Consider the following 14,539-nt stretch of genomic DNA (forward strand, 5'->3'; position numbering starts at 1 on the left):
GCTGAGGCGTGGACTCCGCGAGAGGTGTCGGCGGGCGTGATAAACGATCAGGAAGACCTGTTTCCGGACTTAGGGGATAGGCAGCAAGGGCTTAATCTGTCGTCCGAAATTCCCGCCGAACCGGTCGAAAACAAACAGGTAGCCCCTGATCTGGACATTCCCCAAGCGTTCGAGCCGGGTACGTCCTTCCAGGTGCGTGACGCGTTCGAGGATCTCGTCCGGCTGGATCTGCTCGGGCCGTGGGGCGGTGACAACGAGGAGCTCCCGCCCAGGACGGCAGGGCCGCGCGAGCGCTACCTGGTCGGCATGCTCGGCCCGAAACCGTCGCCCAGGACGACAAGGGGGAACGCGGGCGAGATGCCGGAGACCGAGATCGGGGTCGAGGGCGACAACACCGACGGCGAGCTGCCCGAGGTGCTCACCACGCAGAACCTCGGCCGGATCTGGGCCTCATCCATGGGCCTGTCGTTCGCGGTGCCCGACGAGGTCGACGCGCTCGCGGTCACCGCCTCCTGGGGGCGCTACACCAGGGCCGAGACGGTGAGCGAGGGCGCCAAGGGCCGAGAGCGCATCGCCTCGGCCTGGACGCGGAAGCCGGTCAAGCACCGCGAGGAGATCCGGCTGGACGGTGAGGCGTCACAGCGGATTCCGCTCACCATGGAACGTGCCGAAGACCCGGGCGTCCTGCTCGCGGTGGCCGTACGGCCGCAGCGGGACGGCCGCAGGGTCGTCGAACTGACGCTGATCAACCAGCAGATCGAGCCGGAGCGCGCCGCCGACACCGCATGGCTGTTCCAGGTCGAGCTGACCGTGACCGCCCCCGGTGTCCTCACCGCCACGACCGCCCCCGGTGCCGATGTCCCCGCCGCCGCAGGAAGCGCCGCCACGGGAGCCGACGCCACGGGCAGCGCCGCCACAGACGCCAACGCCACAGGTAGCGACCCCACAGACACCGACGACGTCTGCGTCTTCCTGCCGATCGACGACCCGGTGGACGACCTGAAGGCGGTCGGCGACGACCTGGAGGAGCGGCACCTGCGGCTGCTCTACCGGCACGAGCGCCGCTACGCCTCCGGCCGCAACGTCGCCGTACACGCCGAGGTCCCCGAAGGGGAGCGGTGCGCGCGGGAGCTGCGTACCACCTGGTTGCCCGCCTACGACGTGCCCGCCACCGTCGCGCCGGTCGGTAAGGGGACGGCGCTGGCCGAGGTCGAACTGTCCATGGATGCCCTGGCCACGGCCTCACCGGAGGAGCTCGCGGCCGGGCTGCGTCCGCTCGTCGACGGATACGCCACCTGGCTGAACGGGCAGAAGAACCGGATCCCGGATCTGCCCGAGCCGCTCCGCGAGGCCGCCGGGAACGCGGTGTACAAGGCGGAGCAGGCCGCGAAACGGATCCGCGACGGCATCGAGCTGCTCACCGACCCCGACCGGGAACGCCACCACCAGGCGCTGGCCGCGTTCCGGTTCGCCAACGTCGCGATGGCCGCGCAGCGCCGCCGTACCGCGGTCGGCAAGCTCCGCGACGAGCTGGGGCTGAGCTATCCGCAGGCCATGGCCAAGGTGGCGGAGCAGGGGAGGGACGCCGCGTCGTGGCGGCCGTTCCAGCTCGCGTTCGTGCTGCTCAACCTGCCGTCGCTGACCGACCCCGAGCACGCCGAGCGGGCCGCCGACGCCTCGGCCACCGTCGACCTGCTGTTCTTCCCGACCGGTGGCGGCAAGACCGAGGCGTACCTCGGCCTGACCGCCTACACGTTCGCGATCCGCCGCCTGCAGGGCACGCTCGGCTCCGGCGCCGACGCCCGCGACGGTCGGTCCGGGGTGTCGGTGCTGATGCGCTATACCCTGCGGCTGCTCACCGCGCAGCAGTTCCAGCGGGCCGCCGCCCTGGTCTGCGCCGCCGAGGTGCAGCGCCGGGAGGACCCGGCGACCTGGGGCGAGGAGCCGTTCCGGATCGGTCTCTGGGTGGGCGGTGCTGTCTCCCCGAACTGGTTCAAGGAGGCAGCCGACCAGATCCACGAGGCCAGGGAGGCGCCGGCCGGCCGCAGGACCAACGTGCTGCAGACGCTGACCTGCCCGTGGTGCGGGGAAAAGCTGACCGGGGATCGCAACCTCTTCACCGACGATGACCGCAGGAGGGTGCTGCTCTACTGTGGCCGGGGCCGCGAGGGCGAGGCCGACCCCTGCCCGTTCTCCCGGATCGGCGAGGATCTGATGCTCACCTCCCAGTTCGACGACACGGAGGAGATCGCCGCGCGCCGGGACGGGCTGCCGATTCTCACCGTCGACGAGGAGATCTACCGGCTGGTGCCCAGCCTGGTCATCGCCACCGTCGACAAGCTGGCGCAGCTTCCCTGGCGGGGGTTCGCCGGTCACCTGTTCGGCCGGGTCAGCCAGCGGTGCCCCCGGCACGGCTACCGCCACACCGACCTGGACGAGCAGATCGACTGCGGCGGCAGGCACCACGCCAAGGGGAAACTGCCCAAGGTGGTCAGCCGCCCGGTCATCCGGCTCCGCCCGCCGGACCTGATCATCCAGGACGAGCTGCACCTGATCTCCGGCGCACTCGGCACCACGGTCGGCCTGTTCGAGGCGGCGGTGGACGAGCTCTGCACGTGGAGCCCCCGCCCCGGGAACCTGACCGGGCCGAAGATCATCGCTTCCACCGCGACCACCAAGCGGGCCGAACGCCAGGTGCTCGGGATCTTCGGCCGCCGGCTCGCGGTGTTCCCGCCGCAGGTCATCGATGTTGCCGACACCTTCTTCTCCCGGCAGGTGTCGCTCACCGAGAAGACGCCGGGTCGTCGCTACCTCGGGGTCTGCGCGCACGGGACGCGGCTCAAGTCCGCCGAGATCAGGTTGGCCGAGATCCTGTTCCTGGCCGGGCAGACCATGTTCGACCGGTACGGCGAGCTCGCCGATCCGTACATGACCGTCGTCAGCTACTTCAACGCCACCCGCGAGCTGGCCGGTATGCGCCGCTATCTGGACGACGACGTGACCACGCGGATCCGGACGCACGGCAGGCGCAAGGGGATCGCCAACCGGCTCTCCTCCCCGGCGGACCTGCTCACCGTGGTGGAGCTGACCTCCCGGATCTCCTCGGGCGACATCAGTGAGGTGCTCAAGCGACTGGAGGTCGGCTTCGACCAGGAGACGGACACCTCGGGGCGCCGGTACGCGATCCGCGCGGAGTGGGCCGACGTGCTGAAGGAGAAGAACAGGGAGAAACGCCGGAACGCCCATCCGCTGGCCGAGCGTCAGCGGCGGCGCGGCACGGGCCGCCAGCCGGTGGACGCGGTGCTCGCCACCTCCATGCTCCAGGTCGGCGTGGACGTCTCCCGGTTCGGGCTGATGGTGGTCACCGGGCAGCCCAAGAACACCGCCGAGTACATCCAGGCCTCCTCCCGCGTCGGCCGCGACGCCGAACGCCCCGGTCTGGTGATCACGCTCTACAACTGGTCGCGCCCCCGCGACCTGGCGCACTACGAGGATTTCGAGCACTACCACGCCACGTTCTACCGCCAGGTCGAGGCGCTGTCGGTCACCCCGTACACTCGCCGGGCGCTGGACCGGGGCACCGCGGCCACCTTCGTCGCCGCGGTGCGCAACGCCGAGGAGTCGTACTCGCGCAACCGGGACGCCGAGGAGGTGCCGCTGTCGGGGCCGGTCGTCGGCCGGATCATCGACCGGCTGCTGACCCGCGCCGAGGCGGCGGGTGACGTCCGCGCTCGCGACTACCTGGCCGAACGGATCAAAGTGGTGACCGACGCCTGGGAGCAGGCCAAGAGCAGCGCGGCCCGGCTCGGCTACGAGCAGCGCAAGAGCACCAAGCAGGAGATCGTGCTCGGCCTGCTGAACCGGGCCGGCAACGGCCGGTGGGACGCGCTGACCATCGGCAACTCGATGCGCGAGACGGAGAACGAGCTCAACCTGCTGTTACCGGGCAGCGGTGACATCTTCGCGGTGCCGTACGGGGCACCGGCCTGGATGTTCCAGCCGTCGGACGCTGACGGCACGGGCGTGGAGGTCCCCGAGGGGGACGAGATGGGCGTGTCCCAGCTGAATGGGAAGGGCAAGTAATGGCCGACTCCGCACCGTACCTGCGCCGGGTGGGGGCCGTGCGCCCCAGCCACCTGATGTTCACCTCCGGCGTCGGCTCCATCGTCGACCTGCCGAACTTCTCGGTGCTGGTCAGAGGGTTGGACGACTGGCGGTACGACAGGCTCGGCGACAATCCGCAGGTCATCACCGAACCCCGGCTGCTCGCCGCCGTGCAGGCGATCCTCGGCAAGACCGTCGGAGAGCTCAAGCCCGCTCCCTGGCTGCCCGGGACCGACACCAAACCCAAGGGAGAGGCCGCCAGGGTCGGTGTGCCGGTCATGCCGTTCCCGAGCTGGATGCGCTGCACCGCCTGCAACCTGCTGGCGCCGATCGACACCCAGGCGTTCGGCTTCAGGAACGACAAGCCGAGCAAGCCGCACGAGGCCAGGTTCTTCCACGAGTGCGGACGCGGCAACAAGGAACGCCTGGTGGTCGGCGCCCGTTTCGTGCTGGCCTGTACGGCCGGTCACCTGGACGACTTCCCCTACCTGGAGTTCGTGCACCGAGGCCAGAAGTGCGCCAAGGCGCCCAAGCCCAATCTGCGCATGGAGGACTTCGGAGGCAACATCGGGGCCAACGTGCGGATCACCTGCCAGCGCTGCGGCGAGGACCGTAACATCCGCGAGGCCATGGGGCGTAAGGGCAGGGCCGAACTGCCGGGCTGCCGGGGCCGCCACCCGCACCTGGGCACGTTCGCCGAGAACGGCTGCGGGCAGCAGCCGCACCTCGTCGTGGTGGGCGCCTCCAACCAGTGGTTCGCGCAGCCCCTGTCCGCGCTCGCCGTACCCAAGCCGGGCGCGGACGAGCTGGATGCCAGGGTCGAGCAGTTCTGGGAGAACCTTCAGCACGTCGCCGGACCGAACTACATGATGATGACGCGTTCCTTTCCGCACATCGCCGAGGCCCTGGCGAAGTGGCCCGACAACGAGGAGGTCTGGGCGGCCATCGAGCGACACCGCGACAAGCTGGAGGCAGCGAGCGGTGAGGTACAGGGCCGGCTGGACCTGCTCACTCCCGAATGGCAGGTCTTCTCCGCCCCCACGCTCCCCGAGCCGACCGACGACTTCACCCTCCACCGGCACCCGGACGGCGTACCCAGCCTGCTGAAGGGCTACTTCGCCGACGTCATCCAGGCCGAGCGGCTGCGCGAGGTCCGTGCGATGGTCGGTTTCACCCGGCTGGACGCCCCTGACTTCGAGGACCCCGAGCTGGTGACCCGGGCGCCGCTGGCCCGTTCCAAGCCCAGTTGGGTGCCCGCGAGCGAGGTACGTGGCGAGGGCATCTTCCTGAAGCTGCCCGAGGATCTGTTGACGGCGTGGGAGGGGCGGGTACGCGCCTCCTCCTTCACGGATGAGCACAGCGGCCAGACGCGGTCGGTCCCGCACGAGCACCGGGAGGCGTACGGGCGGTTCCGCGACCACCGCTACTCCGACCGGATTCCGTTGGGGTTCGACAGGTATCGGGGCTGGCCGGACCTGCGCTACTACGCCCTGCACACCCTCTCGCACCTGCTGATCCGCACGATCGCGCTGGAATGCGGCTACAACTCCGCCAGCCTGTCCGAGCGGATCTACGCCGGCACCGAGGACGACCCGCGCAGCGGGATCCTGATCTACACGGCGGTGCCGGACGCCGAGGGCACCCTGGGTGGGCTGGTCTCGCTCGCCGAACCCGAGGAACTGGTCCGGCTGACCCGCCGCGCGCTGTCGGAGGCCAGGCACTGCTCCTCCGACCCGCTCTGCGCCGAGCGGCTGCCCCGAGCACCCGAGGACTTCCTGCACGGCGCCGCCTGCCACGTCTGCCTCTTCGTCTCCGAGACGACCTGCGAACGCGGCAACCGCTTCCTGGACCGCAGGTTCATCGTGCCCATCGGCGACCCCGACCTGGCCCTCTACCCCGAGATCCCGTGACGCCGGACTCGCCCTTCGCCCGGGTGGCGGCCGATGCCGCCGCTCGGCTCGGACCAGTGCGAGTCCGCACGCTGGCCGAGCGGATCTCGGGGGACGGGCCACGCTCGGCGATCCCCTCGGCCGTCCCGGCCCCCGGATTCGCCGAGGTGGCGCGGGCCGTACTGGCGGCGCAGGACGCCGAGGGGATACCGGACGGGGAAGCCGCGGCGTACCTGCGGGGTGTCGCCGACGGGTACGCGCGGCACGCCGCCGCCCACCGGGTCGAAGCGGTGTGGAGCGGACCCGGCACCCACTCCGTGCCGGTCAGAGCCACCGCGCAGGTCCTGGTGGACGTGGTGGGCGAGGCGTCGCACGAACTGCTGCTGATGACCTACTCCGCCAAGCCGTACCAGCCGCTGCTGGACGCACTGGCCGCGGCGGTGCGGCGCGGGGTGTTGGTGACGGCCGTCGTCGAGACCCTGCGCGGTGCGGGGTCGGCACTGGGCGGCGCCGAGCCGGCGGCGGCGTTCGCGTCGGTCGGCGGGGTCGAGCTGTGGCACTGGCCGACGGCCAGACGGGACGGGCAGGGGGCGAAGATGCATGCCAAGCTCGCCGTCGCCGACCGGCGGGTGTTGCTCGTGTCGAGCGCCAACCTCACCCAGTCCGGGGTCGCCAGGAACATCGAGGCCGGGCTGCTGGTGTACGGCGGTTCGACACCGTCGCGGGCCGCCGAGCACATCGCCGAACTGCGTGCCAGGGGTGTGCTGGAGCGGCTGCGGTGAGCCGGGGAACAGGGGCGTTCTCCGGAAATCCCTTGGCGATTGTCGGAAAATACCAGGAGTCTCCGTGGAAGGCGGGCCGTTGTGGGTAAGCGGACGATTGTCGGAGACCGCTACGAACTGGACCCCACCTCCCGCCGAGCGGGCGGTATGGGGGAGGTCTGGTTCGGCTACGACAAACGCCTGGACCGGCCGGTCGCGGTCAAGTTCATCCGGATCGACAAACAGGCCGACGGCAGACCGGACGACGAACTCACCAAACGCTTCGTGCGCGAGTCGCGGATCACCGCCCGGCTGGAACATCCCGGGGTGCCCGTCGTCTACGACTGTGGATCGCACGGCGACGAGCTGTACCTGGTCATGCAGCTCGTCAACGGCTGCCCGGTCTCCTCGCTGCTCGACGAGACCGAGCTGCCCGTCGCCTGGGCGGTGGCGATCGCCGCCCAGGTGTGCTCGGTACTGGCCGTGGCCCACGCCAACTCGCTGGTCCACCGTGACCTCAAGCCGAGCAACCTGATGCTCTGCCCCGACGGAACGGTGAAGGTGCTGGACTTCGGCATCGTCGCCGCGCTCGGGTCCAACGCCGCCACGAAGCTCACCGCGACGGGCATCGTGGTGGGCAGCCCCGACTACATGGCGCCGGAACAGGCGATGGGTGAGGCCACCAGCCAGCGGAGCGACCTGTACTCCCTCGGCGTGGTCCTGGACGAGATGCTCAGCGGGAAGAACCAGTTCGCCGGTCCCACGGCGTTGGCCTCGATGCGCAACCACACCGACGTCCTGCCCCGGCCGCTGCGTACCAGGAGACGAGAGGTGCCTGAAGGGCTGGAGCGGCTCGTCCTGTGGCTGCTCGCGAAGAAGCCGGAGAAGCGCCCGCCCAGCGCCGACGTGGTCTACCGGCGGCTGATGGACTTCTGCCGCGACCTGCCGGCCTTTCCCGGTTACGTGAACATCGGCGCACCCCACCCGGTGCGGATGTACGCGGCCGTCGTGGGCCGGATCGCCTCCGATGTGCCCGTGGCGGAATCCGTCGTCTCCACCGTTGATCGGGCACCGGACGGGAAGCCGCTGCCCGCGCCTTCACAGCCCGTGGCAGCGCGGGGATCGGCCGGGACGGCCCGGTCTGAGCGGCCAGGAGACGCCGAGGTTCCCCAACACGGCGGCGGCGATGTGTTGTCGGCCGAACAGCGTGATGCCAGGCAGGAGGCCATCGCGTCCGCCAGAAAAGACGCCGAGGCGCTCAAGGCCGAGTCGAGGTTCACCCAGGCCGCGGAGGTGCTGGCGGAGGCGGTGGAACCGGCCGTCCGCGCCCTCGGGCCCAAGGACTCCGGTGTGATCGATCTGCGGATCGAACTGGCCGACGCGCTGTTCCTCGGCGGGGACTACCGGCGGGCCGCTCCCGAGTTCGGCAGGCTGGTGGCCGACCTCACCGACCGGGAGGGACCCGAGCACGATCTCGTCCTGCGCTGCCGCCTGATGGAGGCGAACTGCCACGCGGCGGTCGGCGAGACGAGCCTGGCCCTGGCTCAGCTCGGCAGGCTGCTGGACGACGAGAGACGGTTCGGCGTCGACGAGGAACGGATCCTGGAGTTGCGGCGCCAGATCGGGCTCCTCGAACTCGGTTCCGGAAGGAGGTCGCGGGCAAGGGTCACACTGAGCGACCTGCTCCGGGACCTCGAAGGCAGATACGGCTCCCGCCACCCCACCGTCGACAAGGTCCGGGAAATCCTGGAAAGCCTTGATAGCCACTGATCAGGGCGAGCATCCTTGTAGGCCGCTTCCACAGATGAGAACCCCCCGGAGGACACCGCGTGCCGAAGCTCGGAATCGACAAGGACTTTCTCCGTGACTTCGGAAAGCTGGAAAGATCCGTCCAGGATCGGGTCACGGAGATCTTCGCCAAGTTCGAGCAGGCCACCCATGCCGGTCTGCATCTGGAGAAGCCGAACAACGCGCGAGACCCCCGGTTCCGGACCATCCGCATCGACAAGTTCTGGCGCGGGGTCGTGCTCGCCCCCGAGGCCGGTGACTCGTTCACGCTGCTGAAGGTGCTGCCGCATGACGACGCCTACACCTGGGCGCAGCGCCACAGGGCATCGGTGAACACGGCGACCGGCCGCATCGAGATCAGGGACGGCGCGGCCATCGACGCCACCCTTCCCGAACTGGCCAGAATGGCGGATCGGGCGCCACGGCGGCTGTTCGACGACGCGAACGACGCCGATCTCAGGCGACTCGGTGTGGACGAGCAGACTTTGGCCTTCGCCAGGGTGCTGACCGATGTGGTGCAGTTGGAGGCCGCCCGGGCCTTCCTGCCGCAGAACCAGTGGGACGCCCTCTACGGGCTGGCCGCCGGCATGACCCCCGAACAGGTGTGGGCCGAACTCGGCGTCACCGCCGGGCGGGAGCCGTACGACACCGAGGACATCACGGCGGCCGTCGAGCGCACCCCCGAGCAGGTCGTGCTCGTCGACGGACCGGATGAGCTGATGGAGGTGTTCCGGCACCCGTTCGCGCTCTGGAAGGTCTATCTCCATCCGGCGCAGTACCGGGTGGCGTACGCGGCCTTCGGCGGACCGGCCCGTGTCACCGGCGGACCCGGTACCGGCAAGACGGTCGTCGCCCTGCACCGGGCCTGCCACCTCGCGCGCCAGGGTGCCGGCCCGGTGCTGGTGACCACCTTCACCTCGACGCTGTCCGCCTCGTTGGAGGCCGGGGTGCGACTGCTGGCCGACTCACCCGAGGTCCGCGACCGCATCGTGGTGCGGCACGTCGACCAGCTCTCCTACCAGGTCTTCGCCGAACGGCACGGCCGCGCCGCCATCCTCCGGGACAAGGAGGAGAAGGACATCTGGCGGCGGATCGTCAAGCAGCTCGACGCCCCCTTCACCGAGACGTTCCTCGCCGAGGAGTGGCGGCACGTGGTGCTCGCCCAGCAGGTGACCAGCGCCGCCGAATACCTGAAGGCCAAACGGGAGGGGCGGGGCCGAGGGCTGGGCTCCCGGCAGAAGGCCCAGGTGTGGCAGGCGGTGTGGGAGTTCGAGGAGGAACTGCGACGGCGGCGCGTCTGGACGTACGAGACGATCTGCGTCGAGGCCACCCGGTTGCTCCGCGAGCGGCCGGAACGGCCGTACCGGCATATCGTCGTCGACGAGGCGCAGGACCTGCACCCCGTCCAGTGGCGGCTGCTCCGCGCGGCCGTGTCCGAGGGGCTCGACGACCTGTTCATCGCGGGCGACACCCACCAGCGGATCTACCAGAGCCGGGTCTCGCTGCGGGAGCTCGGCATCGGGGTCGCGGGCCGTTCCACCCGGCTGACCATCAACTACCGGACGACCGCCGAGATCCTCGCCTGGAGCCTGGGCATGCTGCGCGGCGAGCGGATCGACGACATGGACGGCGGTCTGGACGCCGGCCTGGACATGGTGGCCGGCTACCGGTCACAGGTGCACGGCCGGCCGCCGGAGCTCCGCGGTTTCCGTACCCAGAAGGACGAACTGGACGCGCTCGCGGGCAAGGTCGGGGAGTGGCTGGACGCGGGCGTGGCACCGGGGGAGATCGGCATCGCGGCTCGGTCCAACATGCTCTCCGACTCGGCGATCACCGTGCTGGAGCGAGCCGGAATCCCGGCGCGGTCGCTGGCCAAGGCCCCGGACGCCGAGGACGCGGTCCGGTCCGGGACCATGCACCGGATGAAGGGGCTGGAGTTCCGCTGTGTGGCGATCATCGGTCTCTCGGAGCACCAGGTGCCGTCGTCGAGCGCGGTCACCCCGGTGCGGGAGGATCCGCTGACGCACGCGCAGGATCTGCAGCGTGAGCGCTGTCTGGTGTTCGTCGCGTGTACCCGGGCGCGAGAGCAGCTCCACCTCTCCTGGCACGGAACGGCCAGCCCGTTCCTGGCCGGTTTCGTCACGTGACTTTCAGTAAATGACCAGGTACGGCAGTTAAGATCATCGGTTTCTCACGCTGAAGGCAGGACATGGCCAAGCTCTCGGTACTCCTCCACCAGATCGACAACGGCACCGTGCTGCTGCCGGAGTTCCAGCGGGGATACGTGTGGAACCGCGACCAGGTCCGCGGGCTGATGCGCTCGCTGTACCTCGGATACCCGGTCGGCGGCCTGCTGATCTGGGAGACCGAACCGGACCAGGCCTCGGTACGCGGCGGCGCGACCGACGGCGGCGTACGGCGGCTGCTGCTCGACGGCCAGCAGCGCATCACCTCCCTGTACGGGGTGATCCGAGGCCAGGCGCCCGCGTTCTTCGAGGGAGACGCCTCGGCGTTCACCGGTCTCCGGTTCAACGTCGAGGACGAGAACTTCGAGTTCTACGGTCCGGCGAAGATGCGTGACGACCCCCGCTGGGTGGACGTGACCCGGTTGTTCACCGACGGGTTGCAGCCGTTCATCAAGGACTTCAGCTCCGTTCCGGAGTTCACCGTCTACCTTGAGCGGCTCAACAGGTTGCGGCAGCTTCTCGACCGGGAGTTCCACGAGGAGAAGATCACCGGGGCCGACAAGGACGTGGAAGTCGTCGTCGACATCTTCAACCGGGTGAACTCCGGCGGCACCGCGCTGTCCAAGGGCGACCTCGCGCTGGCGAAGATCTGCGCGCACTGGTCTCCCGCCAGGCAGGTCATGCGCGACCAGCTGAAGCGCTGGGAGAGCGTGGGATTCGAGTTCTCCCTGGACTGGCTGCTGCGCAACACCACCGCCGTGGCGACCGGCCGGGCGGTGTTCACCGCGCTCGACGCCGTGTCGGCCACCGACTTCGAGACCGCCCTGACCAGGTCCGTCGGATACGTCGGCAACTTCCTCGAAGCCGCCTCCGGGCGGCTCGGCCTGGACCACGACCAGGTGCTCATGGGCCGCTATGCGATCCCCGTCATCTCCCGGCTGCTCCATCTCAGCCCGGGGGGCCGGTTCGCGGACGCCGTCCACCGGGACAAGGTGCTGTTCTGGTACGTGCACTCCGCGCTATGGGGTCGTTTCGCCGGGTCGACCGAGACGGTGCTCGCCCAGGACTACGAGGTGGTCAGGGAGTCCGGCATCGACGGGCTGATCGCGTCCCTGGAGCGCTGGCGCGGCGGAAACCTGGAGATCCAGGCCCGTGACTTCGACGGCTCGACCAAGGGCTCACGCTTCTACCCGCTCCTCTACATGCTCACCCGAGTCAAGGGCGCCCGAGACTTCGGCAGCGGGCTGGAACTGCGTGCCGAGATGCTGGGCAGGCTCACCTCCCTGCAGGTGCACCACATCTTCCCCAAGGCGCTGCTCTACCGAGCCGGCTACGACCGTTCGCAGGTCAACGCCGTCGCGAACTTCTGCTTCCTGACCCAGGACACCAACCTCACGATCGGGAAGCGTTCTCCTCAGGAGTACTTCGCGGAGGCGGAGGAGAAGCACCCCGGGGTGCTCGCCTCACAGTGGATCCCGACCGACCCCGACCTGTGGCGGCCCGAGCGCTATCCCGACTTCCTTGCCGCCCGGCGTGAACTGCTGGCGCAGGCCGTGCAGTCCTTCCTGACCGAACTCCGCAACGGAGCCTCCGCGGTGGCGGCCACCGAGCTGCGGCCGGTGACGGTGGTCGCGGACGAGCAGGACGACGTCCGGTCGGCACAGGTCAAGGCCATGGCCGAGGAACTGGTACGGCTGGGGTACGCCGAACCGGCGCTGGACAGCGAGATCGCCGATCCCGTCACCGGCCGCGCGCTGGCCGTCGCCGAGGCGTTCTGGCCGGACGGGCTGCAGGTGGGACAGGGCAGGCCCGTGGTCCTGGAGCTCGACCCGGACGTCGCGGATCTGCCCCGGCTCGCAGAACTGGGGTACGAGGTGTTCACCTCGGTCGACGCCCTGCTCGGTTACGTGACCCGTCGCAACGAGAGCGCCTCCGGTGCCTCGGCGCCTTCTGGCTCTCTGGCGTCCCCGGGGTCCTCGGCGTCCTCGGTGGCGGGGCCTGTCGGCGAGGACGAGCCGGAGACCGGGACGGCGGTGGACGTCGAGTTCAACGAGGCGATGCGCTCGGTCTACGACCGGGCCCGCGCCGAGGCGAACTACCACGCGACGTACTTCCTGAGCATGCTCGCCGAGCACGGCAGCCTCGCCACGGCCCGCAAGCTGCTGCACGCCCCCGCGGTGTCCGACGGCTTCGCCGCTCTCTGGGAGCGTGGGCGTCTCGACCTGACCGTCGAGGCGCTGGTCGTCCAGCCGCGCTTCGCGGATCTCTTCACCCCGGCCGAGATCGAGATCGCCCACCACCGCCTCGGCCAGTTCGGCTACCACTGAACGCGTGGAACGGTGCCTTCGGCCGGAACTATTGCCATCAGGACCCTCCGATGAAGCACAGCAACGCCTGACGGTTTGGTCGCCGACGGTCAAATAAGAACCGCTGAGACAGACGAAGTGGTCGGTGTGAGCGGCGAGGTTTCCGAGTCGGCCGCACTCCTGAATATAGAAGGCGCTGATGTGCACATGGCGAATATCTTGGCCACGCTCAGCGACACGGTATGGGTGTCAAACAAAACGTTCGTCGTCATCGACGAAGAAATATATTCAGCAAAGGAGGGGACGGAAGGAACGGAGGATCCCTGGGGAGGTCCCGACGGGGAATGGGATTGGTTCGCTACAAGCGGTAACGGCCTCTTGGTCACCACCGAATTCGGTGATCAGGTAGTCGATGTGCGGTTCGAGCTCTGGGATGGGCCGCCGTTCTCCTCGGAACCGTGGACCAAGGAATGGGAGGGGGAGATCGCTCTTTTCTCCGGCACGATCTGCTTGGCGGATTGGGTTGAACACCCTCCTGCGCGACTGATCTTCGACCTGGGGCGCCGCGAAACAGTGTGGGGTGTTCATGCCTATATGTGGCGCCTAAGGGAGCCGATGACAAATGACCGCCATGGCACCTCCTATGACCTGGAGTTTTATCTCGTTCAGTTCTGGGAGCAGCGCTGACCTTTTACAGGGTTTCCCATCTCGCCGTGAGGTGAGCCGCACCCGTCCTGTGCTCGCCGACCACGCTCGTGCCGTCGGCGGCCGATTTCGTACGCGTGGGCAGAACACCGCAGATGCCTGGCCTGTTCTCGCTGAGATCACCTCACTGAAGGCCAAAACTGCAGCCGATACGATTCTATGCCTTCGCGTGGCTGCTCTTCGATATAGCGCACGCCTGGGCCGGGCCGGAAGCTTGCGCGTACAGGCCAGGTTCTGGTTCTGTCGCGCAGGTCCATAACCGTGTCCAACTTGGACGGCCCTCCAAGTGTTTCGGACAGGCGCATTCTTCCCGAGCTGGAATATAGGATGGTGGTCTCGCTCTTGACCCACTCGCCATCGTCGTCGGGTGGCTGCCCGTCCCACAGTTCCATGGCGATGTCGGCAAGATGCCAAGTGTCGCTGCTTGTGATGATGGCGAGATTCGCTGTGGTGACGAACCAATCGGTCTTGTTTGCTCGGGTTGTGAGCTCCGAGAGATCCAGTGCTCCCTCAGGTTGCCCGTTGGCTCCGTCGATGTCCACAAGCATGAACTGATAGGCGTCGACTACGATCGCACTGTCGATGCGTTCTATCAAATGAGGCATCCCACGTCCCTTGAAGTCGGACCCGCCATCCGCATCCTTCTGAGCCACGCCGCCTGAAGTTCTACCCCGACGAGAACAGCGTCCGTTGTTCGAAGACCGCGTCACATTCCTGGAAGCATCGGCAGCCTGACCGGAGAAAGCGCAAGCGCCGGGCTCCCGATTCCATCGGGGGGTTCCCGGCGCCACTTCCGTACC

The 14,539-nt window shown here is 68.8% G+C and carries 8 protein-coding genes; 7 read left to right on the plus strand and 1 reads right to left on the minus strand.

Going from position 1 to position 14,539, the window contains the following annotated elements; all coding sequences use genetic code 11:
- The first annotated feature begins 192 nt into the window (after positions 1 to 192).
- From drmA to ACFQVD_RS41960, 7 genes are all read left to right on the plus strand, one after another.
- A complete protein-coding gene (gene drmA, locus ACFQVD_RS41930; RefSeq protein ID WP_343974382.1) occupies positions 193 to 4,083 on the plus strand; it encodes a DISARM system helicase DrmA in 3,891 nt (1,296 codons plus the stop codon).
- Positions 4,083 to 6,014 (plus strand): DUF1998 domain-containing protein, encoded by a 1,932-nt coding sequence (locus tag ACFQVD_RS41935; protein WP_343974378.1) that lies wholly within the window; start codon positions 4,083 to 4,085, stop codon positions 6,012 to 6,014. Before drmA ends, ACFQVD_RS41935 begins: the two co-directional genes overlap by 1 nt.
- A gap of 23 nt (positions 6,015 to 6,037) precedes the next feature.
- Positions 6,038 to 6,775 carry a DISARM system phospholipase D-like protein DrmC gene (gene drmC, locus ACFQVD_RS41940; RefSeq protein WP_386274451.1) on the plus strand — a complete coding sequence of 246 codons (738 nt, stop codon included), beginning with the start codon at positions 6,038 to 6,040 and terminating at the stop codon, positions 6,773 to 6,775.
- 81 nt (positions 6,776 to 6,856) lie between these two features.
- Positions 6,857 to 8,524, plus strand: a complete 1,668-nt coding sequence (locus ACFQVD_RS41945; protein ID WP_343974372.1) for a serine/threonine-protein kinase — start codon at positions 6,857 to 6,859, stop codon at positions 8,522 to 8,524.
- 59 nt (positions 8,525 to 8,583) lie between these two features.
- The gene (locus ACFQVD_RS41950) at positions 8,584 to 10,689 is read left to right on the plus strand and encodes a UvrD-helicase domain-containing protein (protein ID WP_343974369.1); all 2,106 of its coding nucleotides are present in this window, start codon (positions 8,584 to 8,586) and stop codon (positions 10,687 to 10,689) included.
- 62 nt (positions 10,690 to 10,751) lie between these two features.
- The gene (locus ACFQVD_RS41955) at positions 10,752 to 13,055 is read left to right on the plus strand and encodes a GmrSD restriction endonuclease domain-containing protein (protein WP_343974366.1); all 2,304 of its coding nucleotides are present in this window, start codon (positions 10,752 to 10,754) and stop codon (positions 13,053 to 13,055) included.
- Between the two features lie 126 nt (positions 13,056 to 13,181).
- Entirely contained in the window at positions 13,182 to 13,721 is a 540-nt protein-coding gene (locus ACFQVD_RS41960; protein ID WP_343974362.1) for a hypothetical protein, read from the plus strand.
- A gap of 137 nt (positions 13,722 to 13,858) precedes the next feature.
- On the opposite strand, the gene ACFQVD_RS41965 is transcribed toward ACFQVD_RS41960, so the two are convergent.
- Entirely contained in the window at positions 13,859 to 14,392 is a 534-nt protein-coding gene (locus tag ACFQVD_RS41965; protein WP_343974359.1) for a hypothetical protein, read from the minus strand.
- Positions 14,393 to 14,539 lie beyond the last annotated feature (147 nt).

Origin of the sequence: Streptosporangium amethystogenes subsp. fukuiense (assembly GCF_042665875.1) — a bacterium.
In the GTDB taxonomy this organism is placed as follows: Bacteria; Actinomycetota; Actinomycetes; order Streptosporangiales; family Streptosporangiaceae; genus Streptosporangium; species Streptosporangium fukuiense.